Origin of the sequence: Flavobacterium alkalisoli, from assembly GCF_008000935.1 — a bacterium.
GTDB classification, from domain to species: Bacteria; Bacteroidota; Bacteroidia; order Flavobacteriales; family Flavobacteriaceae; genus Flavobacterium; species Flavobacterium alkalisoli.
Genome location: NZ_CP042831.1, coordinates 962,156 through 984,572, shown reverse-complemented (window position 1 = coordinate 984,572; position 22,417 = coordinate 962,156). Strand labels below are relative to the sequence as shown.

General features: G+C 37.8%; 18 protein-coding genes and 1 pseudogene. 10 read left to right on the top strand and 9 right to left on the bottom strand.

Features of this window, described 5'->3' with window-relative positions:
• The first annotated feature begins 1 nt into the window (after window position 1).
• From FUA48_RS04305 to FUA48_RS04295, 3 genes are all read left to right on the top strand, one after another.
• Window positions 2-778 carry a heme ABC transporter ATP-binding protein gene (locus tag FUA48_RS04305; protein WP_147582401.1) on the top strand — a complete coding sequence of 259 codons (777 nt, stop codon included), beginning with the start codon at window positions 2-4 and terminating at the stop codon, window positions 776-778.
• A gap of 13 nt (window positions 779-791) precedes the next feature.
• Window positions 792-1,829, top strand: a complete 1,038-nt coding sequence (locus FUA48_RS04300) for a hemin-degrading factor (RefSeq protein WP_147582400.1) — start codon at window positions 792-794, stop codon at window positions 1,827-1,829.
• Between the two features lie 76 nt (window positions 1,830-1,905).
• A complete protein-coding gene (locus tag FUA48_RS04295; protein WP_147582399.1) occupies window positions 1,906-3,387 on the top strand; it encodes a leucine-rich repeat domain-containing protein in 1,482 nt (493 codons plus the stop codon).
• 143 nt (window positions 3,388-3,530) lie between these two features.
• Here FUA48_RS04295 and FUA48_RS04290 read toward each other — a convergent pair whose 3' ends face one another.
• The 7 genes and pseudogenes from FUA48_RS04290 to FUA48_RS04260 all read right to left on the bottom strand — a co-directional run bounded on the left by FUA48_RS04290 (window position 3,531) and on the right by FUA48_RS04260 (window position 11,377).
• Complete coding sequence (locus FUA48_RS04290) at window positions 3,531-4,631, bottom strand: HmuY family protein (RefSeq protein WP_147582398.1); 1,101 nt, start codon at window positions 4,629-4,631, stop codon at window positions 3,531-3,533.
• A gap of 19 nt (window positions 4,632-4,650) precedes the next feature.
• A complete protein-coding gene (locus FUA48_RS04285) occupies window positions 4,651-6,768 on the bottom strand; it encodes a TonB-dependent receptor plug domain-containing protein (RefSeq protein WP_147582397.1) in 2,118 nt (705 codons plus the stop codon).
• A 138-nt stretch (window positions 6,769-6,906) separates the two neighbouring features.
• Window positions 6,907-8,223 (bottom strand): Fe-S cluster assembly protein SufD, encoded by a 1,317-nt coding sequence (gene sufD / locus FUA48_RS04280; RefSeq protein WP_147582396.1) that lies wholly within the window; start codon window positions 8,221-8,223, stop codon window positions 6,907-6,909.
• A 40-nt stretch (window positions 8,224-8,263) separates the two neighbouring features.
• Window positions 8,264-8,593 (bottom strand): annotated as a pseudogene (locus FUA48_RS04275) (four helix bundle protein); the annotation flags it as partial.
• A gap of 87 nt (window positions 8,594-8,680) precedes the next feature.
• Window positions 8,681-9,427 (bottom strand): Fe-S cluster assembly ATPase SufC, encoded by a 747-nt coding sequence (sufC, locus tag FUA48_RS04270; protein ID WP_129750626.1) that lies wholly within the window; start codon window positions 9,425-9,427, stop codon window positions 8,681-8,683.
• A 31-nt stretch (window positions 9,428-9,458) separates the two neighbouring features.
• The gene (gene sufB / locus FUA48_RS04265) at window positions 9,459-10,907 is read right to left on the bottom strand and encodes a Fe-S cluster assembly protein SufB (protein WP_147582395.1); all 1,449 of its coding nucleotides are present in this window, start codon (window positions 10,905-10,907) and stop codon (window positions 9,459-9,461) included.
• Between the two features lie 140 nt (window positions 10,908-11,047).
• Window positions 11,048-11,377 (bottom strand): HesB/IscA family protein, encoded by a 330-nt coding sequence (locus FUA48_RS04260; RefSeq protein ID WP_129750623.1) that lies wholly within the window; start codon window positions 11,375-11,377, stop codon window positions 11,048-11,050.
• Window positions 11,378-11,536: 159 nt separating this feature from the next.
• Here FUA48_RS04260 and FUA48_RS04255 point away from each other — a divergent pair, with 159 nt between their 5' ends.
• The 3 genes from FUA48_RS04255 to FUA48_RS04245 all read left to right on the top strand — a co-directional run bounded on the left by FUA48_RS04255 (window position 11,537) and on the right by FUA48_RS04245 (window position 16,037).
• Window positions 11,537-12,397, top strand: a complete 861-nt coding sequence (locus tag FUA48_RS04255) for an MBL fold metallo-hydrolase (protein ID WP_147582394.1) — start codon at window positions 11,537-11,539, stop codon at window positions 12,395-12,397.
• Window positions 12,398-12,469: 72 nt separating this feature from the next.
• Entirely contained in the window at window positions 12,470-14,089 is a 1,620-nt protein-coding gene (locus FUA48_RS04250; protein ID WP_240732544.1) for a S8 family peptidase, read from the top strand.
• A gap of 58 nt (window positions 14,090-14,147) precedes the next feature.
• A complete protein-coding gene (locus tag FUA48_RS04245; protein ID WP_147582392.1) occupies window positions 14,148-16,037 on the top strand; it encodes a M1 family metallopeptidase in 1,890 nt (629 codons plus the stop codon).
• Window positions 16,038-16,191: 154 nt separating this feature from the next.
• Here FUA48_RS04245 and FUA48_RS04240 read toward each other — a convergent pair whose 3' ends face one another.
• Window positions 16,192-16,416 carry a hypothetical protein gene (locus FUA48_RS04240; RefSeq protein ID WP_147582391.1) on the bottom strand — a complete coding sequence of 75 codons (225 nt, stop codon included), beginning with the start codon at window positions 16,414-16,416 and terminating at the stop codon, window positions 16,192-16,194.
• 195 nt (window positions 16,417-16,611) lie between these two features.
• A complete protein-coding gene (locus FUA48_RS04235; RefSeq protein WP_147582390.1) occupies window positions 16,612-17,307 on the bottom strand; it encodes a S24 family peptidase in 696 nt (231 codons plus the stop codon).
• Between the two features lie 98 nt (window positions 17,308-17,405).
• Between FUA48_RS04235 and rnpA the strand changes: the two genes are divergently transcribed.
• The 4 genes from rnpA to FUA48_RS04215 all read left to right on the top strand — a co-directional run bounded on the left by rnpA (window position 17,406) and on the right by FUA48_RS04215 (window position 22,414).
• Window positions 17,406-17,792, top strand: coding sequence for a ribonuclease P protein component (gene rnpA, locus FUA48_RS04230; protein WP_147582389.1), 387 nt, complete (start codon window positions 17,406-17,408; stop codon window positions 17,790-17,792).
• Between the two features lie 65 nt (window positions 17,793-17,857).
• Window positions 17,858-18,682 (top strand): DUF4349 domain-containing protein, encoded by an 825-nt coding sequence (locus FUA48_RS04225; protein WP_147582388.1) that lies wholly within the window; start codon window positions 17,858-17,860, stop codon window positions 18,680-18,682.
• A gap of 4 nt (window positions 18,683-18,686) precedes the next feature.
• On the top strand, window positions 18,687-20,324 hold the full coding sequence (locus tag FUA48_RS04220) for a S41 family peptidase (RefSeq protein WP_147582387.1): 1,638 nt from the start codon (window positions 18,687-18,689) through the stop codon (window positions 20,322-20,324).
• A 116-nt stretch (window positions 20,325-20,440) separates the two neighbouring features.
• Window positions 20,441-22,414: a KUP/HAK/KT family potassium transporter gene (locus FUA48_RS04215; protein ID WP_147582386.1), complete on the top strand. Its 1,974-nt coding sequence runs from the start codon at window positions 20,441-20,443 to the stop codon at window positions 22,412-22,414.
• Window positions 22,415-22,417: the final 3 nt, after the last annotated feature.

Sequence of the window (22,417 nt, the reverse complement as noted above, 5' to 3'; positions counted from 1 at the left end):
TATGCTGGAAGCCTATAAAATATCATTTGCCCATAAAAAAAATTCCATACTGGAAAACATAGATATTTCGGTAAAGTATGGCGAACTGCTTGTTATTGTTGGCCCTAACGGAGCCGGTAAATCGACTTTGCTAAATTTATTAGCAAATGAGGCCGGTAAGAATGAGGAACCCATATTCTTCAAAAAGAAAACTTTTGAAGAATGGGATTACAGAGATCTCGCGTACAATAAAGCGAAGTTCTCACAAAACAACAGTCACGATATACCCCTTTCTGTTAAGGATGTAGTTATGATGGGGCGTTATCCCTATTTTCAGTCCAATCCACACAAAAAGGACTTTGAAGCGGTACAAAAAGCTATGGAAGAAACCGACGTTGCCCATCTTGAAACAAGGGATTACAATTCGCTTTCGGGCGGGGAGAAACAGCGTGTTCACCTGGCAAGGGTATTAACACAGCTGGATAATGAAGTACTTAACAAACTGGTGTTTTTAGACGAACCATTAAACAACCTGGACGTATTGCATCAGCATCGCATATTACATACCATAAAGAATTTTACCGAAAAAGGAAATACAGCAGTTATGGTATTGCACGACCTTAACCTTGCCGCACAGTTTGCCGACAGGATAATGCTGCTTAAAAAAGGTAAGGTAGTAGCACATGACACACCAAATAACGTCTTTACAAAAGAAATAATAAGCAAAGTGTACAATTTCCCCTGTACGGTTTGCCCTAACCCGGTCAATAAAAACCCTCTTATAATTTTTGGAACATAATAAAAACAGCATTATGGATACTATAACTAATAATCTTAAATCGCAATGGGATGCCCTAAAGGCAGAAAACCCGCATCTTAGAATAAGAACCGCTGCAGAAAAGCTTAGTGTTAGCGAAGCCGAACTTTTAGCAACACAAACCGGAGAAACCGTAACAAGGTTAAAGCCAGAGTTTGCTGCAATACTTTCGGAAATTGAAAGCCTTGGCAAAGTAATGGCACTTACCCGTAATGATGAGTGCGTACATGAAAGAAAAGGTGTTTACCTTAATCCTGATTTCAGCAGCCCGTTTGCAGGCCTTTTTGTGGGAGAGGATATCGACCTGAGGATCTTCTTATCACATTGGGACAAGGCTTTTGCCGTAGAGGAAAAATCAGAACACGGTAACAGGAAAAGCCTTCAGTTTTTTGGAAAAGACGGACTTGCTATTCACAAAATATACCTGACTAAAGACAGCAATGAAGCTGCTTTTGATGCACTGGTAAAAAAATATACTTCAGACAATCAGAGTACAGAAGAAGCTGCTGTAGCTGTTGCGTTAAATATCGATGAGAAACCGGACAGCGAAATAGACGTTAAAGGTTTTCAGGATGCCTGGGAGACATTAAAAGATACTCACGCGTTCTTTGGTATGCTTAAAAAGTTTGGCGTTACCAGAACGCAGGCGTTGCGTTTAGCTCCAAATGAAACCTTCGCCCATAAGATTGAGAAAGATGCTATAGTAAAAATGCTTGAAGGTGCTGCTGCACAAAAGCTGCCTATTATGTGTTTTGTAGGGAACAGGGGTAATATCCAAATCCACACAGGGCTGGTAAGAAAAACAATGTGGCACAACAACTGGTTTAATGTTATGGACCCTGATTTTAACCTTCACCTCGATATGGATATAATTGCACAGGTATGGGTGGTAAGAAAACCAACCGAAGATGGTGTGGTTACCGCTATCGAGGTATTTAATGAAATGGGAGAAATAATTGTTCAGTTCTTTGGAAAAAGAAAACCTGGAATACCTGAATTGGAAGAATGGCGAGAACTTGTCGCTTCGTTATAAATCTTGAATTATCTAAATTGTAACCCCGCTATATGCGGGGTTTTTATATTTTTGTAAAAACCTTTAAAAAATTAAAATGAAGAATTTTTACACCTTGCCATTGTTATTTGTATCGGCTTTTACTTTTTCACAAAACATTGAGTTTAACGACCCAAATTTTAAAGAAACCCTTTTAAATATAACTGCTGAACCCGAAAACTCTTATGCCAAAGACATAAATGACAATTATATTACCATAGATGCTAATGAAGACAACGAAATACAAATGTCTGAAGCCTTAGAAGTTGCTGAGCTTTTTCTTAATGGCATGCCATATGATATAAATGATTTACAGGGTATTGAGCATTTCACAAACATAAAAACCCTTTCTGCATATAATCTTTTAATAACTTCTTTAGACCTCACTTCTTTAACTTCACTTGAAAGTTTAGCTTGTTCTAATATGCCTTTATCGACTCTTAATATAACAGGAATATCCGGGCTTTCATTTTTAAACTGTAGCAATACATCTTTACAATCAATAGATTTTACAGGGGTTACAAACCTTAAAGAGCTAATATGTAATGAAATCCCAACGCTAAACATCCTTAGCTTTTCAATGATTGATAGCATAGAAAAACTTACCTTAAATGATAATTATTTAACTTCTATTGAGTTATCAAGCCTTGTTAATCTTGAAAGACTGGAAATTAAAAATAATTCATTAACGACCTTAGATTTATCTTCATTATCTGCCTTGGTATATTTAAACTGTTCAAATAATAATCTAAGTTCTCTTGATTTTCAAAACAACATAAACTTAAAATTTTTAGACTGTAACATAAATGACTTAACTGAACTTAATTTAGAGCAATCAACATTGCTTGAAACTATTTATTGTTCTAATAATGAATTAATTTCTTTAAGTGTCTCTGGGCTAAATAACCTTTCGCTTTTACACTGCGAAGAAAACAACTTAGTTTCGTTAGACTGTTCTGGTCTAGAAAGCCTGTTCACTTTAAATTGCCAACAAAATAACCTCACTTCATTAAATGTGGATAATTGTAATTCTATAAATTTGCTTAACTGTAGTTTAAATGAATTAACAACTTTAAGTCTGGCAACTACTCCCGGCATTGATGCATTAAATGTTGCTAATAACAATCTTGAATCTCTTTATTTAAAAAACAACAGTATCAATGCTAATATAAATCTTCCTGGTAACCCTGACCTTTTATATATATGCGCAGATGCTGAAGAAATTGATTATATTTTAAATAATAGCTTTTTAAATGAAGGCTGTATTGTTACATCTGAGTGTTCATTAGGCACATCTCAATTTGATTTGAACAAAGCAATAGGCCTTTATCCAAACCCAGCCGGTAATGACTTAAATTTTAACACTCATAATGTAATTATTGATAACGTGGAGATTTATAATCTAATGGGTCAATTAATTTTAAAAAGAGATTTAAAAAACACCTATTCTGTAGATATTTCTAACTTACTTACAGGAAGTTATTTAATAAAAATAAATACAGACACAGGTTTTATTACCCGTAAATTTATCAAGATGTAGCTCTTTTACTATATTATTAGCCGCTTAATAGCGGCTTTTTTATATTAAAAACCCGGCTGGTAACTATGAAAAAACCAGCCGGGACACTGTAAAAACAAAAACTAACTTAACTACTGCTTTTTATTGAATATGAAATGATTTACTTATTGCAAAAGTTTGTATTCAAATACAGGGTAACCTCTTTCTCCTAAATCGTTTTTAAGAGCCCTGAATAATACTTTGTAAAAATTACCATCTGCATCTTTAATTACAAAAAAGCGATCTGTCTTAACAGTCATGGTAGCATTTGGCCCTGCTTCTGTCCTCCAGGTCACAAACCTGTGATCTGCAGCTGAAGCCTCAAATTGTGCAGAGTCTACCTGAGCAAGAGTAAAGGCATTATAGCCTGCCTCTCCTCCTTCGGCCTCCTCTGTAATAATCTCATAAGCTCTTGTACCACCTTTAACGTTAAGTAAAGTATAATCGGCAAATGGGTATAAAACAGTTATATCGTTATATGGGTAATAGTTGGTAAAAGTTGTAAAGTTTAAATCCCAGTCTCCCTTTTTAGGTTCTACTAAAGTTTGAGTATTATTCACCATACTGAAAAAAGTAAAATTATACTCGCCGTTTTTAGCTATAGTTACTTCTTCGTGTGTTGTAGCGTCCAGTTCTGCATACTGAAGTTTATAGTCGTTACCGCTTCTCAATACACGAATTTTCATCCAGCCACGCGGGTCACCATCTACACTCGCACTTCCTGTTGAAGGTATAGTGTTTGAAAGTCCGTAGCCCATATTTACAAGATAAACATAGTTTTCGCTATCGGTTGCTGAAATTTCTGCTATAGCAGTACCCTCTCCCCCACCGTTACCGGTAAGAATTCCTGTTGGGTTATCCACATAACCTAAGGTTGCATCGGTAGCATAGCTTACTGTTACTGTAGGATCTGCTTCCTGAACCTCATCAATGTTGGTTGTTTCCAGTTTTTTAGCAGCCATTTTAACCGATCCGTTAAGGATTACCCTAAAATCGGCTCCCGAATAAAACCCAAGATCCCACGATGTTCTTACAACTGCCGTAGACTCTCCTGTACTAAGATCTACATAAACCTGATTGGGCTCATTAGGACCACCAATATTTGGTTGTACTATGCTTCCTTCGGCAGCGCCGCCCGTAATAGGGTCAGTAGTAATACTGTCGTCACTTGAGCAGGAAGCTAAAAAGCCAACTGCTGCGGCAAGGATTAATATGCTTTTTTTCATATGATATTGATATTATGAATTAAAAATTAAGATTGTACATAAGTTTTATATAATAAGACCTGCCATAAGCAAGCATTACATTGTTTGAGGCAGCGTGGCTGCCGGTTTGGTTAATTCCCGTACGGGTTACATTGGTTATATCAAGCAGGTTTCTTGCCCCAAGGGTTACATCACACCTGTTATTATAAAATGATTTTATTATCGAAGCATCCAGCCAGTTTGTTGCGGCTACGCTGGTAAGCACATATTCGTTTTCTGAAGCGGTGTAGTCCTGTGTTTTGCCGTTATACTTGTAGTAGGCGGAAAAAGTGGTTTTCCATTTTGGCACCCTATAGGAAATACTGCTGTTAAGGTTAAGTGTATACAGGTACTTGTCATCACTCTGAAAATCGCCGTTATCCAACTTTTGCGATATTCCTGCCAGTGTTGTTCCTAATGAGAATGTAAGATTATTATACTGCAATTGGTTTGTGGTTGAAACATTCCACATATTGTATTTGCTTACATTAATGGACTCATACATAGGCACATTATCCGGCGTGTAGCCCGTAAAAGCCGTGCTTATCCTGTCTTTTATATCCATAAAGCTTACAATAACATTGTTAGAAAGCATCAATCCTGAATCAAAGTAGCTGTTCTTTTTAACGCTAACCTCATAAGAGGTGCTTGTTTCGGGTATCAGGTTTTCATTACCGGTAAAGTAATGCCCTGAAAATATCATCTTGGTATAAAGCTCTTCAAAGGTTGGTGTACGGAACGATTTGCCTATTGCCCCCCTTAACTGATAATCGTTTTTAAACAGCTGCCTGAAGCCTAAAGAAGCGGCGTACTGGTTATCAAAACGGGACTGGAACGAGTAACGGAATCCCGGGCGAAGGGAAAAGTTTCTGTTTACATTTACTTCCGATGAAGCAAAAACATCATAATTCTCAAGTCGTTCCCTTATCCCTACATATACATTGTCTGCCTCCTGAACTACAGAAAAACCGTTGTTGTTCACTAATTCATAGCCCAGTTGTAACTTGACTGTTTCACTTTCAAAGAAATTACTTAAAGTCCCTGTAGAATATAAAACCTCCATAGACTGGTCGGTTTCAGTTGTATTGTTTACTTCCTGATCCTGCCATACACGATATAAGAAGCTCTCAACGTCTCTCTGCTGCTTTTGATGAGAAACCGACACATTATATGCTAATCCGGAAAAAAGCTTTCCTGTGGCGTTTAAATGATGGTAAAATCTGTCGGTAAAATAACGTTTGTCCTGCGATGCCCTGTAAGAACCTAATTCAGCATTAAAAAGTGTTTCCACTTCGCTGTTATAGTAGTCAATGTTCTCATCCATCATCTCAAAGCGATAAAAGAACCTGAACTCGTTTCTCCTGTAGCTTAGCAGTGCATTGGTCATCAGCTGTTCCTTTGGCAGCCAGTTATAGCCCCTCATGTCATCGTTAACTGCATAATCCATTCCTTTCCTATCTCCCAGATAACCCTGAAAATCGTTTCGGTTGGCATTAAGTGATACAAACCAGTTGTCTGTTAAGGTATGCGATACCTGAAGTGCCTGTATGTGCCTTCCCTCATCAAAAGTGGCGTATTCGTTTCCAACGGTTTCTTCCTGAAGTGTTGCTGATATCTCCCACTTATTTTTAGATGATTTTTTGGTAATGATGTTAAGGATACCGCTAACGGCATTAGCACCGTGTGTTACCCCCATAGAGCCTTCTATAATTTCTATACGCTCTACATCATTAAGGTTTATTTGAGATAAGTCGATATTATTACCTAATCCGGCTTCATTAGCTATCGGTACATTATCTATAAGAATTTTGAAGTAAAGTCCGTCAAGTCCAAACATGCTAACGGTTGAACGGCCATCGGTGCCACTGGGGCGCACCGTTATGTTTACATACTGGTTTAATACATCACCAAGATTATTAGCGGCCAGCTGATCGATATCCCTTCGTGTAATTACCCTTACATTCTGCACTGATTTTTTTAAGGACTGTGGCTCAAACTGACCGGTAACAACAACTTCATTTAAATCAGAATTGATATTAACGGAATCTCTTTGTTGTTCCTGTGCAGATAGTTTTATATGTAGCAATAAAAAGAGTAGTGCGATACGGCTGGGTTGCATTCTAATTTAAATTAGATTAATTCTAAATTGCAAATCTAATTAGCTTGAAAGACATATGCAAGTTATTTTTATTAATTCTAAATAAAAACAAAAGCAGCGCAATTAGCGCTGCTTTGTAATAGTGTATTAAGTTGTTAATTACAGGTCAAACCCCATACTAACGCCTAGTTTCATTGCTATAATTTTGTTGATCCTGTTCTTAAGCTCAGGTATTTTAATGCTTTCAATAACTTCGTTAGAAAAAGCATACATTAATAATGCTTTTGCTTCTTTTTGAGGAATACCTCTTGACTGCATGTAGAACATGGCATCATCATCCAACTGACCGATTGTACAACCGTGAGAACATTTAACATCATCTGCAAAAATCTCAAGCTGTGGTTTAGCATTTATGGTAGCCTTATCGCTTAATAGGACGTTATTATTCTGTTGGAAAGCATCAGTTTTTTGTGCTTCTTTCTCAACATAGATCTTACCATTAAACACACCTGTAGAGCTTCCGTCAAAAATACCTTTATAGTTTTGGTGGCTCTCACAATTTGGTTGAGCATGGTGTACAAGCGTGTAATGATCTACATGCTGTTTATCACCTATGATTGTGATTCCTTTTAGGGTACTGTCTATATTTTCCCCTTCGTGGAAGAAGTTTAGGTTGTTACGTGTAATATTTCCACCAAAAGAGAAGGTATGTACACTGGCATTACTGTCTCTCTTTTGAGAGATATAAGTATTATCTATAAGGTTTGCCGTTTGAACGTCATTTTGAATCTTATAGTAATCTACATTAGCGTTTTCATGAGCAAATATCTCAGTAACCGCATTTGTAAGAACAGGGTTGCTGTTTAAGCTCTGGTGTCTTTCAATAATGTGTACCTGAGCATTTTTACCTACAACGATCAGGTTACGTGGCTGTACCATAAGTGCTGCCTCATTTCCTGTAGAAAAACTGATTATCTCTATCGGTTTATCAGCAATCTTGTTCTTAGGGATATTAATAAACGCCCCTTCATGAGCAAAAGCCGTATTAAGTGATGTAAGGCTATCGTCTTTCTTTGCGATCTTATTAAAATAAGTATCTATTACTTCCTTGTACTTAGGCTTTGTAAGTGCCGAAGACATTAAGCAAACATCCAGCCCGTCGTGTGTTGTGGAAGACAGGAAAGAACTAAATATACCGTCTATAAAAACAATTTTATAGGTATCTATTTCATGCAGGAAATACTTTTTAACCTCAGCATAACTCAATGCATTTTCCTTTTTAGGGAAAACACTAAAGTCATTTTTTAGCACCGCGTTTAACGATGTATATTTCCAGGCCTCTTCCTTTTTGCTGGGGAATCCCTTATTTTCAAAATTCTTTATCGCTTCGGTACGTATGTTATGTAAATCTGCTGTTACATCAACACGCTCTTCAAAAGCCATAAAAGAAGATAATAATTTCTCTTTCAAATCCATTTATCAGTCAAAAGTTTATAAAGTCAAAAGTCATAAAGACTTACTCCTTCGTACTTTGTTTATTAAGATATTTTATAAAGCCACTTAGCAGCCTTGCTATTTCATTGATATCAGAAAGTAATTCATTAAATACTTCCTGTGTTATATATTCTAAATCTAAAGCCAGATATAATTGAGATCTTATTTCTCCTGCCGAACCTTTTGCCACAAATAAAAAATGAACAAATTCCCTATCTGTATTTCTTTCAAACCCTTCAGCTATATTAGATGAGATTGATACTGAAGCCCGCCTTAATTGTCTGACTAAATCAAAATCTCTCTTAAAACTATCTGTTTCGGTTATCAGGTAAATCTTTTTATTAAACTCTCTGGCTTTTTGCCATTAATTAATATCTTCAAAAGAATTAAACTTACCCATCAGCCCGCTTTCGACTTTATGACTTTAGATCTTAGACTATTAATTTTCAGATTTAATCCAGTCGTAACCTTTTTCTTCAAGCTCGTATGCAAGCTCTTTACCTCCTGATTTTACGATCTTACCATTGTAAAGAACATGTACATAATCTGGCACGATATAATCAAGAAGCCTCTGGTAGTGCGTAATAACAACTACAGCGTTGTCTTTACTGCGAAGTTTGTTAACCCCGTTTGCAACAATACGAAGCGCATCGATATCAAGTCCTGAATCGGTTTCGTCAAGAATGGCCAGTTTTGGCTCAAGCATAGCCATCTGGAATATTTCATTACGTTTTTTCTCACCACCCGAAAAACCTTCGTTTAACGAACGTGATAAAAACTTCCTGTCTATTTCTAAAAGTTCCGATTTTTCACGGATAAGCTTAAGCATTTCATTAGCCGGCATTTCCTCAAGGCCTTTAGCCTTACGGCTTTCGTTAATTGCCGTTTTCATAAAGTTAGTAACCGAAACTCCCGGTATTTCTACAGGATACTGGAAAGAAAGGAAAACACCTTTGTGTGCTCTTTCTTCCGGTGCAAGCTCACCTATATCTTCACCTTCAAGAAAAATCTCACCATCGGTAACTTCATACTCCTCTTTACCTGCAATTACAGATGAAAGTGTACTCTTACCGGAACCGTTAGGTCCCATTATAGCATGTACCTCTCCCGCTTTTACTTCAAGGTTTATTCCTCTTAAAATCTCTTTATCTTCAACACTTGCGTGTAAATTCTTAATTGATAACATAAAATATATAATGGTGTATTTTTATTCGTAATTAACCTACTGACCCCTCAAGGCTTATTTCTAATAATTTTTGAGCCTCTACAGCAAACTCCATAGGAAGCTTGTTTAATACTTCTTTACTGAAACCGTTTACGATAAGAGCAATAGCCTTCTCTGTAGGAATACCCCTTTGGTTACAGTAAAACACCTGGTCTTCACCAATTTTACTTGTTGTCGCCTCGTGCTCTATTTTAGCTGTTGTATTTTTAGACTCTATGTAAGGGAAGGTATGTGCCCCGCAGCTGTTACCCATTAGTAATGAGTCACATTGAGAGAAGTTCCTGGCATTTTCTGCCCTTGCACCAATCTGAACTAAACCACGGTAACTGTTTTGCGACTTACCTGCCGAAATACCTTTAGAAATAATAGTACTCTTAGTATTTTTCCCTAAGTGGATCATTTTTGTACCCGTATCTGCCTGTTGGTAATTATTGGTAACGGCAATAGAGTAAAACTCCCCTACCGAATTATCTCCCTTAAGCACACAACTAGGGTATTTCCATGTAACAGCAGATCCTGTTTCAACCTGTGTCCATGATATTTTTGCGTTCTTTTCACAAAGTCCGCGCTTAGTTACAAAGTTGTACACTCCACCTTTACCCTCTTTGTTACCAGGGAACCAGTTTTGTACAGTAGAATATTTAATCTCGGCATCATCAAGTGCAATAAGCTCTACAACTGCAGCATGCAGCTGGTTCTCATCACGTGATGGCGCTGTACAGCCTTCAAGGTAACTAACATAACTACCTTCATCAGCCACTACAAGCGTACGCTCAAACTGTCCTGTTCCTGCCTGATTAATCCTGAAGTAAGTTGATAACTCCATTGGGCAACGAACTCCCTTAGGTATATAACAGAAAGACCCGTCTGAGAAAACGGCCGAGTTAAGTGCTGCATAAAAATTGTCTTTTTGCGGCACCACAGTCCCTAAGTACTTTTTAACAAGTTCAGGGTGTTCTTTAATCGCCTCAGAAATTGAACAGAAAATAATTCCTTTTTCTGCCAGTGTTTTCTTGAAGGTAGTCGCTACAGAAACAGAGTCCATAACGATATCTACAGCTACACCTGCCAGTTTTTTCTGTTCGTCTATAGAGATTCCCAGCTTTTTAAATGTATCTAAAAGCTCAGGATCTACCTCATCAAGGCTATCATATTTAGGTTTTTTTAATGGTGCAGAGTAATATGAAATTGCCTGAAAATTGGGTTTTTCATAATGTACATTAGCCCATTCCGGCTCTACCATTTGTTCCCATGCCCTAAAGGCTTCAAGGCGCCACTCAGTCATCCATTCCGGCTCTTCTTTCTTTTTAGAAAGGGCACGAATAATATCCTCGTTTAACCCGTTAGGAAACGTATCTGACTCAATATCGGTATAAAAACCGTACTCGTATTCTTTATTCTCGAGTTCGATTTTTAATTCTTCTTCTGTGTACTTACTCATGTTTTGTTTAGTTTCAGGTTCAAAGTTTAAGGTTACAGGTTACCCTCCTTAAACACTACTGAAATACTTATATTCTTATAATTATTTACATTTCAGGTTTCAGGTCTCAATAGTAAACCTGAAACCTGAAACATAATCACTTAAAGTGAAAAACTTTCCCCGCAACCGCAGGTTCTGCTTGCATTTGGGTTATTAAATACAAATCCTTTACCGTTTAATCCTCCTGAATATTCCAGGATTGTACCTGCTAAATACAGGAAGCTTTTTTTATCAACGGCTATTTTTATATTGTTGTCCTCAAACACTTTGTCATTTTCTCCCAGCGCTTTGTCAAATTTCAAATCGTATGACAACCCTGAGCATCCGCCACTTTTAACCCCTACCCTAACATAGTCGGTAGCAGCATCAAATCCGTCGTCCTCCATCAGGCTTACGACTTTCTTTCTTGCTGTGTCAGAAACTTTTATCATAATCGTATACTTATATTTAATCTAAATTTAGTGCAAAGATACCACCATTTTTACAGATTGCAATAGATAGTAACCTTTTTCTCTTTATTGTATTATAAGCAATACTTATACCGCTATGTGAGGTTAAATTATTAATTTGGCAGCTTTAAACTTATTCTGATGAAATTATACCCTATAGAAAGTGGTAACTTTAAGCTGGATGGCGGCGCTATGTTTGGCGTTGTGCCTAAAACCCTTTGGAGTAAAACCAACCCTGCCGACAATAATAATCTGATTGATATTGCTGCAAGGTGCCTTTTAATTGAAGACGGTAACAGGCTGATTTTGATTGATACGGGAATGGGAAACAAGCAAAATGAGAAATTTTTCGGGTACTATTCTCTTTGGGGCGACCACTCTATGGACAAATCACTGGCCAAATATGGGTTTCACAGAGACGATATTACCGATGTTTTTATGACCCACCTTCACTTTGATCATTGTGGCGGCAGTGTTCAGTGGAATAAAGACCGTACCGGCTATGAGGTAGCATTTAAAAATGCTAATTTCTGGACAAACGACAATCATTGGGAATGGGCCACAAAACCAAACGCCCGTGAAAAGGCTTCTTTTTTAAGTGAAAACATTCTGCCGATGCAGGAAAGCGGACAGCTTAAGTTCATTAACAGGCCTGAAGGTGATTTTCTCGACAAAAGTGAATTGGGATTTGGTATCTTTTTTGCCGACGGACATACCGAAAAACAAATGATACCGCATATTAACTACAACGGAAAAACCATTGTATTCATGGCCGATTTGCTTCCTACAGCAGGGCATATTCCGCTGCCTTATGTTATGGGTTATGATACACGCCCGCTTTTAACATTGGAGGAAAAGGCAAAATTTATGAACGCTGCAGCCGATAACGGCTATTACCTTTTCCTGGAACACGATGCGCATAATGAAATAATTACGGTAGAACATACCGAAAAAGGCGTACGTTTAAAAGACATTTACAAATGTAGTGATATACTAATTTAGTGTTAATCCTGATTTTTGTGTAACAAATTGAGAATACATTAGACCTATTTTAAAAATTAAATAAAACGAATTATGAAGTTTAAGTCTATTTACCTGTCGGCTGCCTTGGCATTGTTCCTGGCAAGCTGCGGTTCATCAAAAAAAATCACGGCAACTCCACTTGCCATAAATACGACTATCACAGCTAAAAAAGCTGACCTTACTGATATACAGGAAGAGCGTTGGAGCCACTTAGACCTGCTAACAGACACTATTCCGGGAATGAGTGTGGACAGGGCTTACAGCGAACTGCTTAAAGACAAAAAGGCAGACAAAATTATTGTTGGTGTAATTGACTCAGGTGTTGATATTGAGCATCCTGATTTACAGGCCGTAATATGGACAAACCCTAAAGAAATTGCAGGTAATGGTATTGATGATGACAATAACGGATATGTAGACGATATTCATGGTTGGAACTTCTTAGGAGACATCAACCACGAAAACATGGAGTTCATCAGAATCCTTAAAAAAGGTGATGATGGTTCTGCTATTTACAAAAGAGCAAAAGAAAAGTATGATGAAGAATACAACCACGCTCTTGCAGGCAAAATGCAGATGGACTTTATTCAAAAAGCAGATAAATCTTTCCAGGAGCTTACCGGTAAAGAAAATTATACCGCAGAAGACCTTAAGGGCCTTGATATAAAAGACCCGAATCTTGCCGGTGTAAGAAACCAGTTTGTAATGATTTTAGCAGATCTTACAAGAGAAGAGCTTGCTAAAGAAGTTAACTCTGGTGTAGAACACTATAACAACGAGCTTGAATACCACCTGAACCTAAAATATAACGCTCGTGAAATTTTAGGCGATAACCCTGATGATTTCAGCACTAAAAGTTATGGTAATAACAACGTAATTGGTCCTGATAAAGACGGTGCTAAACACGGTACTCACGTATCTGGTATTATCGCTCAGGTAAGAAACAACGGTATTGGTGGTGACGGTATTGCCAGCAATGTTGTCGAAATTATGGCCGTAAGAGCCGTGCCGGATGGTGATGAGTATGATAAAGATGTTGCTCTTGCTATACGTTATGCTGTAGACAATGGTGCTAAAGTTATTAACGGTAGTTTTGGTAAATACTTCTCTACTCACAGCGACTGGGTATATGATGCTATTAAATATGCAGGAGAAAAAGACGTTCTAATTGTTTGTGCTGCCGGTAACGAAGGTACTTTCCTTGACAAAAACGGTGGCGTAGAGCGTTATCCTAACGATAACATGGTTACAGGTCCTGAAATTTCAGATAACTTTATCTGTATTGGTGCCCTTAACAACAAGCTTACTGAAAAAGGTTTAGTAGCTCCTTTCTCTAACTACGGTAAAAATAACGTTGACGTATTTAGCCCGGGTATGAGAATTTATGCAACAACTCCGGATAATCACTATGAGTTCCTTCAGGGTACTTCTATGGCATCTCCTAATGCAGCAGGTGTTGCGGCACTTATACGTGCTTACTACCCTAAACTTTCTGCTTCTCAGGTTAAGCACATCCTTATGGATTCAGGTTTAGCTGTTAACATGCAGGTACAGGTAGGTGAAGATGATGACAAGAAAGTAATCATGTTCAGTGAGGCTTCAAAATCAGGTAAAATTGTAAATGCTTACAACGCCCTGATCATGGCCGATCAGATTTCAAGAGGAAAATAATTTTCATTAAACCATACTGACGGAAGGGGCTTTCCCTTCCGTTTTTTTATTTTAGCCCATGAAAAAATCAGTATTATTTGCCCTTTTTGCGGTAACAGGATTGTTTGCACAAAATAACCCTAATCCGGGTTACTGGCAACAACATGTAGACTACAAAATGAATGTGTCTATGGATGTAAAAACCTTCCGCTATACCGGAAACCAGGAACTTGTTTATACTAATAATTCCCCTGACACGCTGCGCCGTGTTTTTTATCATTTATACAACAATGCTTTTCAGCCGGGAAGCGAAATGGATGCACGCCTGCAAACCATTGCCGACCCTGACAGCCGAATGGTAAAAAGCTTTAAGAAAGGTGAAGAAACCATTAAGGAGAGCCGTATAAGTACGCTTAAACCGGACGAAATAGGTTTCCTTAAGATAAACAACTTTAAACAGGACGGCCAGGAGACTAAAACCATTGTTTCAGGTACTGTTCTTGAGGTAACTTTAGCTACGCCTTTATTACCGGGTAAATCAACTACTTTCACTTTAGACTTTGACGGACAGGTTCCTTTACAGGTACGCCGTTCAGGAAGAAATTCAGAAGAAGGAGTTGCACTTTCCATGACGCAGTGGTACCCTAAAATGGCAGAATATGATTTTGAAGGATGGCATGCCGATCCATACATTGGCCGTGAGTTTCATGGCGTATGGGGAGATTTTGATGTAAAGATTACTATTGATAAAGACTATACTATTGGTGGTACAGGGTATCTTCAAAACAAAAACGAAATAGGAAAAGGTTATGAAGATGAAGGAGTTACCGTAAAATATCCTAAAAAGACAAAAACGCTTACATGGCATTTTACGGCACCTATGGTTCACGACTTTGCCTGGGGTGCAGATAATAACTATATCCACGATAAGTTAATAGGCCCTAATGGGGTTGAGCTTCACTTCTTCTACAAAGACAATCCTAAATACAACGAAAACTGGAAAAAGATGCAGCCTAAAACAGCTGAGCTTTTGGCTTTTTATAACGAAAACATTGGGCCATACCCTTACAAACAGTACTCTGTTGTACAGGGAGGTGACGGCGGTATGGAGTATGCCATGTGTACATTAATAACGGGTAACCGCAGCTATGGAAGCCTTGTTGGTGTAACTGCACACGAATTCGCACACTCCTGGTTCCAGCATATTTTGGCAAGCAACGAGTCCAAACACGAATGGATGGACGAAGGGTTCACTTCTTTCATAAGCGACTTGGCTATGGAAACCATTCTTCCTAACGATAAGAAAGAAAAAGAAACAAGCCCTTGGGCAGGTGCTTACTCTAACTATTTCTATATGGTTTCTACAGGAAACGAACAACCGCTTACCACTCATGCCGACAGGTATTCACAAAATATGCTTTATGGTATTTCCGCTTACAGTAAGGGGACTATTTTCCTTTCGCAACTTATAGATGTTATAGGTCAGGAAAATGTTATGAAGACCATTAAGCGTTATTACCACGATTTCAAGTTTACCCACCCTACGCCAAACGACATTATACGTACGGCCGAAAAAGTATCGGGTGCAGAGCTTGACTGGTATTTAACCGATTGGTGCCAAACGACCAATACTATTGATTACAGCATTAAAGATCTGGCTGAAAACAACAATAATACAACAGTTACATTGGAGCGTATAGGCCTTATGCCTATGCCTCTGGATATAATTGTAGTGTATGAAGACGGTACTCAGGAAAGTTTTTATGTACCGCTTAACCTTATGCACTATGTAAAAGACAATCCTTTTAGCAAATTAAAGCGCACTGTGCTGCCGGAATGGGACTGGGCACACCAAACCTATCAGTTCACAATAAACAAGCCTAAATCAGCTATAAAAGTGGTTATGATAGACCCAATGGAGCTCATGGCCGACGTAAACAAGGAAAATAACTTTTTCGTAAAGCAATAATATAAAAAGCCCCACTTAATGTGGGGCTTTTTCATGATAACAAAAAACCTCCGACATTTACTGCCGGAGATTTTTTGAAACAGATAAATAGAATCAAAAAACTGTTTCTTTATATAGGCGCTAAAAATCGACTTCAACTAAATTCGGGTAGTACTTATCTTGATTTCTTAGCTGGTTCTGCCTTTGTTGTTGACTTTTCTTCCGGCTTAACGGCCTCAGCTTTTTTCTCTTCAGTTTTTTGAGGCTGTGCAGTTTCAGCAGGCTTTACCTGTTCTGTTTTAGCAGGCTGTTGCTGAGTTTGTGTTTGTGCTTTTGGTTGTTCCTGTGCAAATGCCATTACTCCTGTAAGCATTAATGCGCTTAAAAATAATTTTTTCATAGTCTTGTTATTGTTTTTTAATATTTCACTTAACATAAGCCAATTACAATGCCTTTTTGAGATGAAAACAAAAAAATAAAACGCAATTATCTAAAAATCAAAAACTTATAATACACAAAAAATCTACCTCATCATTCAGAAATATGAGGAATATTGGGTAATTGTGTAGAAAAAATTGTGGATTTACTGTAGAATTTAGTTATTTCGGATAGTAGCCTTAACTAAAGCAAGTGCTTTTACTTTATAAAGCTCAATTTCCTTATCCTTATGATATTTGTTCTCGCTAACGAGCTTAATCATACCCGGCTCTTCGGAACGCTGAATAAATTTCACGGTTATGTACTCTTCACCCTCATTATCTATGCTAAGCAAGTACATCTCTCCCCAAAAAATATTATTCACTATATCCTTAACTTCTTTATAAAGTACAATATCTCCGCTTCTAAGTAAAGGATACATACTGTCTCCGGTTACATAAATGGCTCCGTCACATTTTGGTAAATGAGGAATACTTATATGATCTGAAGGTACAGCTGCTTTACCCTCATTAAACAAAGGTACTATACCCGCCACAGCTTCAAGATCGTATAATGGAATTTGTTGGGAATCGATATTTGTATCGGTTTTTAAGCTAAAAGTCCTTATTATCCTTTCATTAGCAAGAGCATCAGAATTATTATCTATAAGCATGTTTCCTTCTCCGGTTAAAAGCCAAACCGGATTAAGATCGCTATATACCTGAAAAATTTTCTCCAGCACATTAGAGCCTATGCTCTTATTGTCTTTTACTGCTTTAGAAATGCTGCCTCTGCTTGCATCTATACTGTTTTCAAATGCATAGTAGCTAATTTCTCTTGTCTTAATATATTTCTTTAAACGATCCGCAACCATAACTCATACTATTTTATTCCACTACAATATTAAGAAAATTTTCTTATACCTGCAGCAACATAAAGCTGATTTAAAAAAATGTACCTTTGCCCCAGCAAATGGAACAAAAGAAATACACATACCCAAAAGAGGAAAAGCTAAAGAGCAGAAACACGATAGACCTTATGTTTAGTGAAGGGAGGTCGGTTTCAAAATATCCGTTACGACTGGTGTATGTGCCATTACCTGAAACCGAGGAAAATCCAATAAAGGTAGGAGTTTCAGTATCTAAAAAACATTTCAAAAAAGCGGTAGACCGTAACTATTTCAAAAGATTACTTAGGGAAACTTACAGGCATAATAAGCACCTGCTGTTAGAGAATATACCCGGTAATTATGCTTTTATGCTGATGTACCAAACTAAAGACCGTCTTTCTTTTGAGGAAATAAATACCAAAACCATTCAGCTTTTTGAAAAGTTTATTACCCATATTAAACAGCAATAATCTGTTTTTTAGCGTTTTGTAATATTGGTACGGTTTTTTGCGTTTTAACAAAAACACCTTATACCATGAAAAAAATCATCTTACTGTTAAGTGTTATTGTTTTAGTGATTTCCTGTAAGGAAACAGTGGAAGAAGCATATATTACAGAAGAAATTGCACATCAGATTGTTGCAGACCCATCAAGTGCAGAATTCTACAAAATCGCTCCTAAATCTATTGCTAAGGCAAAGCAAACAGACCCAAAAATAATTAAAACTGCTACTCTTCATTTTGAAACACAAAACCTTGAAACTACTGCCGACAAAATAAAACAGGCTATTGGTAAATTTAATGGGCAGGTGCAAAGTGATGAAGAAAGAAATGAATACAACACAGTAACCCGCTCCCTTATCATAAGAATACCTAACGAATCGTTTGACAATTTTATAGACGAAATCAGTAAAGGTGTATCGTATTTTGACAGAAAAGAAATCTCTTCACGCGACGTTACCGAAGAGTATATTGATAACGAATCCCGTATAAAAACAAAAAAAGCGCTGGAAGAACGCTATTTGGAACTCCTTAAAAAAGCCAATAAGGTTTCAGAAATGTTGGAAATAGAAAAGGAACTCTCAGTTATACGTGAGGAAATAGAGTCAAAACAGGGACGTTTACAGTATTTGGATAACCAGGTTTCATTTAGTTCAGTTTACCTTCAGTTTTACAAAACCGTTGCCGAAAGAGAGGACGCTACCGTTTCTTACGGAAGCAAAATAGGTAATGCCCTGAAATCAGGATTCAACTCGCTTTCAAGTTTCTTTATCGGTTTGATTCAAATATGGCCATTTATCCTTATTTTCGTAATTGCTTTTATTTTAATCAGGAGAAGATTCCGACGTAAAAAACAATAATATCATGCTATCCAGACTAAAAAGAAAATATGTTATCCCGGCTTTTGCAGTTGCTTTTCTGTTTGTTGGGGCCAGCTTTAAGGAAGATTTTTTTGAAATCGCCAAGCAGGTGGAGATTTTTACAACGCTGTTTAAAACAGTAAACGTAAACTATGTAGATGAAACCAATCCGGGTGAGCTTATGGATACTGCCATAAAAAACATGCTTACTGATCTGGATCCGTATACCGTTTATTTCAATGAGCAGGATGTTGCCAAATTCAAGATAAACAATACCGGAGAATATACCGGCATTGGTGCACTTATAACCCGTAAGGAGGGTAAACTAATCATTAAAGAGCCTTACAAGGATTATCCTGCCGACAAAGCAGGCCTTAAGGCAGGCGACGAGATTATACAGATAGGTGATGTAAGCCTTATTGATTTTAAGGAAGATGCCGGCGAACTTTTAAAAGGGACAAAAAACACGGCTATTGATATAAAATACCTGCGTCAGGGTAAACCTTACAGTACACAAATCATTTTAAATGAGGTAGATGTCTCGGCGGTTCCCTTCTATTCAATGGTAGGCGATGACACCGGATATATCGTTCTTAGCCAGTTTAATGCTAAAGCTTCGGCAGAAACAAAAGAAGCTTTACTGGAACTTAAAAAACAGGGTGCTAAAAAAATAATCCTTGATTTAAGGGGTAACCCCGGAGGTTTATTAGGGGAAGCAGTTAACATCTGTAACCTTTTCCTGCCTCAAAACGAGACCATTGTTACCACAAAGTCTAAAAACGAAAAATATAATAATACCTACAGAACACAAAGGGCTCCGGTTGATACCGAAATTCCTCTGGCTGTACTGGTAAACGGTAAAAGTGCTTCGGCTTCCGAAATTGTTTCAGGGGCTTTACAGGATTTGGACCGTGCTGTGATTGTAGGAAGCAGAAGTTTTGGAAAAGGACTGGTACAAAGACCCATCGAGCTTACTTACGGTACTCAGGTTAAGGTAACTATTTCCCGTTATTATACTCCTTCAGGCCGGGGCATTCAGGCTCTTGACTATACTCACAAGGATGCTGACGGTAAAGCCATAAGAATAGACCAGAAAGACTACAACGCATTTAAAACCAAAAACGGCCGTACCGTTTATGATGGCGGCGGTATATTACCGGATGTGGTTCTTGAGGAATCTAAACAAAGTTCTATAGCCGATGCCTTACAGCGAAACGATGCTATTTTTAACTATGTTACCGAGTATTACTATAAACATCCTAATCAGGGTACCGCGATACCAACGGTAAATGATACTGATTTTGAAGGCTTTAAACAGTTCCTGAAAAGAACCAATTTCGACTTTGATACTGAAACCGAAAAATCGCTTAAGGCTACGTTGGAAATCGCCAAAAAAGAAAAAGTAGATGAAACCATAGCGGCAGAGTATAATCAACTGCTGGCAGCACTTAAGAAAAGTGAGGAAAAAGAGCTTAACCAAAACAAAGAAGAGATAAAAGAGCTTTTACTTGATGAGATTATAACCCGCTATCAATATAAAGAAGGTTTGTATAAATACTATACAACCAGTAATGCAGAGATAAAAAAAGCAGCCGCTTTACTTAACAATACTGCAGAATATAACAAGATACTTTCAAAATAATGCACCGAAATCCTCAGGTTTAAGTACCTGAGGATTTTTTTTAGGTTAAATATCACAGGTGCACTTAACGTTATTTATAAAAACATATACCTTTGCTGTTTTAATTTATTGTTATCGTGAGCAGTAGTCACAAACATTTGAACAAAGTAACCTTAGGCGGACTTATTGTTACTTTAGGAATTATTTATGGAGATATAGGTACTTCTCCCTTATATGTAATGAAGGCCATAATGGGAGGTGAAGCCATAGAGCAGGATATTGTTCTTGGTGCTCTCTCCTGTATCTTCTGGACACTTACACTGCAAACCACAGTAAAGTATGTAATACTTACCTTACAAGCCGATAATAAGGGCGAAGGTGGTATTTTCTCTCTTTATACCCTTGTAAAACGATTAAAGAAAAAAGGACTTATAGTTCCCGCCATTATAGGAGGTAGCGCCCTTTTGGCCGATGGTATTATTACCCCACCCATCTCCGTTTCATCTGCAATAGAAGGTTTAAGGATTTATAATCCGGAACTGGATACGGTGCCTATCGTTATAGGAATCCTTTTTATCCTTTTTGCCATACAGCGCTTTGGTACTAAGCTGGTAGGTAAGTTTTTCGGGCCTATGATGCTTATTTGGTTCGGTATGCTGGGAATATTAGGTATTATTCCGCTTATCTCAAACATAGAAGTTTTAAAAGCGCTTAACCCTTACTACGCTTTCCACTTATTGAAAATACATCCCGAAGGTTTCCATGTGTTGGGCTTTGTTTTCCTTTGTACAACAGGAGCTGAAGCTCTATACAGCGATATGGGACACTGTGGAAGAAGCAACATCCGTATCAGTTGGGGATTTGTAAAAAGCATGCTGGTATTAAACTATTTTGGGCAGGGAGCTTACCTAATATCTCATTCGGGTAAAACCCTGGCTGAATTAAGCGATAACTCTAACCCCGGTAACCCTTTCTACCTTTTAATGCCAGATTGGTTTGTACCCGTTGGTATTGCCATTGCAACCTCAGCGGCCGTTATAGCTTCGCAAGCTTTAATAAGTGGTTCGTTTACACTAATAAGTGAGGCAATGCGTCTAAACTTCTGGCCTAAAGTGTCGGTTAAATTCCCTACAGAACTTAGGGGACAGCTGTATATTCCGTCAGTCAACTGGCTATTATTCCTGGGATGTGTATTTGTAGTACTGCACTTTAAGGAATCAGGTAATATGGAAGCGGCTTACGGCCTTGCCATCGTACTGTGCATGATAATGACCACTACCCTTTTGGGCTATTATATGGTCATGAAACGCTATAATCCAATCCTGATAATCTTTACCGTAGCGGTATATTTCTCAATAGAAATTTCGTTCTTTATAGCTAATATCAGTAAGTTTACCCACGGAGGATATGTTTCGCTCATCATTGCCGGATTGCTTTCGTTTATCATGGCAGTTTGGTTTACAGCGAAAAAGATACGCAGCGAGTACACCGAGTTTACTAAAATTGACAACTATAAAAGCGTACTTGCCGACCTGAGCAACGATCAGTCGATACCTAAGTATGCCACTCACCTGGTATACTTAACTAACGCTCAGTTTAGTGACGAAATAGAATCGAAAATTATATATTCGATATTACAAAAAAGACCAAAACGTGCCGACATTTACTGGTTTGTGCATGTCAATGTGGTAGATGAACCTTACCGTATGGATTACCGTGTAAGGGAAATCATGAAAGATGATGTGATAAGGGTTGACTTTTATCTTGGTTTCCGTGTGGCACCAAGGGTTAACCTTATGTTTAAGAACGTTGTAAGGGACATGGTTAAAAACGGAGAGGTAGATATTACCAGCCGTTATGAATCGCTAAACCGTAACAATGTAATTGGTGATTTTAAATTTGTGATTATCGAAAAATTCCTGTCTTACGACAACGATTTACCTTGGTATGAAAGAATAATCCTTGATATATACTTTGTGCTTAAGAAGGTGAGCCTTACTGAAGGCCGTGCATTTGGACTAGACAACAGCTCTGTTAAGGTAGAGCAGTTCCCAATTGTGATACACCCTCCTGAGGACCTGCATTTAACAAGGGTTGAAGATCCTAACTAATAA

Coding starts and splice junctions, on each gene's coding strand:
- FUA48_RS04305 (WP_147582401.1), top strand. CDS start 2: ATGCTGGAAGCCTATAAAATATCATTTGCCCATAAAAAAAATTCCATA.
- FUA48_RS04300 (WP_147582400.1), top strand. CDS start 792: ATGGATACTATAACTAATAATCTTAAATCGCAATGGGATGCCCTAAAG.
- FUA48_RS04295 (WP_147582399.1), top strand. CDS start 1,906: ATGAAGAATTTTTACACCTTGCCATTGTTATTTGTATCGGCTTTTACT.
- FUA48_RS04290 (WP_147582398.1), bottom strand. CDS start 4,631: ATGAAAAAAAGCATATTAATCCTTGCCGCAGCAGTTGGCTTTTTAGCT.
- FUA48_RS04285 (WP_147582397.1), bottom strand. CDS start 6,768: ATGCAACCCAGCCGTATCGCACTACTCTTTTTATTGCTACATATAAAA.
- sufD (WP_147582396.1), bottom strand. CDS start 8,223: ATGGATTTGAAAGAGAAATTATTATCTTCTTTTATGGCTTTTGAAGAG.
- sufC (WP_129750626.1), bottom strand. CDS start 9,427: ATGTTATCAATTAAGAATTTACACGCAAGTGTTGAAGATAAAGAGATT.
- sufB (WP_147582395.1), bottom strand. CDS start 10,907: ATGAGTAAGTACACAGAAGAAGAATTAAAAATCGAACTCGAGAATAAA.
- FUA48_RS04260 (WP_129750623.1), bottom strand. CDS start 11,377: ATGATAAAAGTTTCTGACACAGCAAGAAAGAAAGTCGTAAGCCTGATG.
- FUA48_RS04255 (WP_147582394.1), top strand. CDS start 11,537: ATGAAATTATACCCTATAGAAAGTGGTAACTTTAAGCTGGATGGCGGC.
- FUA48_RS04250 (WP_240732544.1), top strand. CDS start 12,470: ATGAAGTTTAAGTCTATTTACCTGTCGGCTGCCTTGGCATTGTTCCTG.
- FUA48_RS04245 (WP_147582392.1), top strand. CDS start 14,148: ATGAAAAAATCAGTATTATTTGCCCTTTTTGCGGTAACAGGATTGTTT.
- FUA48_RS04240 (WP_147582391.1), bottom strand. CDS start 16,416: ATGAAAAAATTATTTTTAAGCGCATTAATGCTTACAGGAGTAATGGCA.
- FUA48_RS04235 (WP_147582390.1), bottom strand. CDS start 17,307: ATGGTTGCGGATCGTTTAAAGAAATATATTAAGACAAGAGAAATTAGC.
- rnpA (WP_147582389.1), top strand. CDS start 17,406: ATGGAACAAAAGAAATACACATACCCAAAAGAGGAAAAGCTAAAGAGC.
- FUA48_RS04225 (WP_147582388.1), top strand. CDS start 17,858: ATGAAAAAAATCATCTTACTGTTAAGTGTTATTGTTTTAGTGATTTCC.
- FUA48_RS04220 (WP_147582387.1), top strand. CDS start 18,687: ATGCTATCCAGACTAAAAAGAAAATATGTTATCCCGGCTTTTGCAGTT.